2 rRNA genes (1 of these 2 cut by a window edge) are annotated in these 2500 nt (G+C 55.0%); both read right to left on the bottom strand.

Annotated features, from left to right (window positions below):
- Window positions 1–84: 84 nt before the first annotated feature.
- Window positions 85–197 (bottom strand): 5S ribosomal RNA (gene rrf, locus NGJ44_RS22835).
- A gap of 186 nt (window positions 198–383) precedes the next feature.
- Window positions 384–2500 (bottom strand): 23S ribosomal RNA (locus NGJ44_RS22840); it runs 765 nt beyond the window's last position.

A 2500-nucleotide genomic window follows, 5' to 3' on the forward strand; every position in this document is an offset into this window, starting at 1 on the left:
GGGTCGGTGGCCGGGTGTGGGGTGGCGGCGCGCGCAAAAACAAAACCCCGCAGCGGTTGGGCTGCGGGGTTTTGAGGGATAAAAGCCTGACGATGACCTACTTTCACAGACGTGCGTCCACTATCATCGGCGCGAAGGCGTTTCACTGTCCTGTTCGGGATGGGAAGGAGTGGTACCACCTTGCTATGGTCGTCAGGCGTAACGGGTTGAGCGGCCGGGGTTGTGGGCCAACCGCTCCAATCTGGGAAGAAGCACAGGCTGCGCGCAGCGATCGGGCTACGCGACAGCAAGGGTTGTGTTTGCCAAGGGTGCTGGCCGCTGACGAGGCGGCGGGCACATTGAACGGCGCGCTACACAGCAACGCTCATAACCATCAGGGTTATAGGATCAAGCCGCACGGGCAATTAGTATCGGTTAGCTTAACGCATTACTGCGCTTCCACACCCGACCTATCAACGTCCTGGTCTCGAACGACCCTTCAGGGGGATCAAGTCCCCGGGATACCTAATCTTCAGACGAGTTTCCCGCTTAGATGCCTTCAGCGGTTATCTCTTCCGTACTTAGCTACCCGGCAATGCCATTGGCATGACAACCGGTACACCAGAGGTACGTCCACTCCGGTCCTCTCGTACTAGGAGCAGGCTCCGTCAAGTATCCAACGCCCACGGCAGATAGGGACCAAACTGTCTCACGACGTTTTAAACCCAGCTCACGTACCTCTTTAAATGGCGAACAGCCATACCCTTGGGACCGGCTACAGCCCCAGGATGAGATGAGCCGACATCGAGGTGCCAAACACCGCCGTCGATATGAACTCTTGGGCGGTATCAGCCTGTTATCCCCAGAGTACCTTTTATCCGTTGAGCGATGGCCCTTCCATTCAGAACCACCGGATCACTATGTCCTGCTTTCGCACCTGTTCGACTTGTCAGTCTCACAGTCAAGCACGCTTATGCCATTGCACTATCAGCACGATTTCCGACCGTACCTAGCGTACCTTCGAACTCCTCCGTTACACTTTGGGAGGAGACCGCCCCAGTCAAACTGCCCACCATGCACTGTCCCCGACCCGGATAACGGGCCTAGGTTAGAACCGCAAACAAACCAGGGTGGTATTTCAAGGATGGCTCCACGTGATCTGGCGACCACGCTTCAAAGCCTCCCACCTATCCTACACAGGCCGGTTCACAGTCCAATGCAAAGCTACAGTAAAGGTTCATGGGGTCTTTCCGTCTAGCCGCGGGGAGATTGCATCATCACAAACATTTCAACTTCGCTGAGTCTCAGGAGGAGACAGTGTGGCCATCGTTACGCCATTCGTGCAGGTCGGAACTTACCCGACAAGGAATTTCGCTACCTTAGGACCGTTATAGTTACGGCCGCCGTTTACCGGGGCTTCGATCAAGAGCTTGCACCCCATCACTTAACCTTCCGGCACCGGGCAGGCGTCACACCCTATACGTCGACTTTCGTCTTTGCAGAGTGCTGTGTTTTTAATAAACAGTCGCAGCCACCGATTCTCTGCGACCCCATCATGCTCAGCGCGCAGGCGCCTCACACTACCGGGGTATACCTTCTCCCGAAGTTACGGTATCAATTTGCCGAGTTCCTTCTCCTGAGTTCTCTCAAGCGCCTTGGAATATTCATCCCGTCCACCTGTGTCGGTTTGCGGTACGGTCTCGTACAGCTGAAGCTTAGAGGCTTTTCTTGGAACCACTTCCAATCACTTCGCAAGCTCATGCTCGCTCGCGCCACACCCTTGATTCACGCGCCCGGATTTGCCTAAGCGCCATCTTCGATGCAGCAACAGGGACATCCAACACCCTGATGATCTTCCGCAATCCGTCCCCCCATCGCACTGTACGACGGTGCTGGAATATTAACCAGCTTCCCATCAGCTACGCATCTCTGCCTCGCCTTAGGGGCCGACTCACCCTGCGCCGATGAACGTTGCGCAGGAAACCTTGGACTTACGGCGAGAGGGCTTTTCACCCTCTTTATCGCTACTCATGTCAGCATTCGCACTTCTGATACCTCCAGCAGCCTTTACAAGCCACCTTCGCAGGCTTACAGAACGCTCTCCTACCGCGTGTACAAAGTACACACCCGCAGCTTCGGTTTATCGCTTAGCCCCGTTACATCTTCCGCGCAGGACGACTCGATCAGTGAGCTATTACGCTTTCTTTAAAGGATGGCTGCTTCTAAGCCAACCTCCTGACTGTCTATGCCTTCCCACTTCGTTTCCCACTTAGCGATAATTCGGGACCTTAGCTGGCGGTCTGGGTTGTTTCCCTCTTGAGTCCGGACGTTAGCACCCGGTGCTCTGTCTCCCAAGCTCTACTTGCGGGTATTCGGAGTTTGCCATGGTTTGGTAAGTCGCCATGACCCCCTAGCCATAACAGTGCTCTACCCCCCGCAGTAATACTTGAGGCACTACCTAAATAGTTTTCGGAGAGAACCAGCTATTTCCAGATTTGTTTAGCCTTTCACCCCTATCCAC

Source organism: Achromobacter sp. Marseille-Q4962, assembly GCF_943737005.1.
GTDB lineage: Bacteria > Pseudomonadota > Gammaproteobacteria > Burkholderiales > Burkholderiaceae_B > Achromobacter.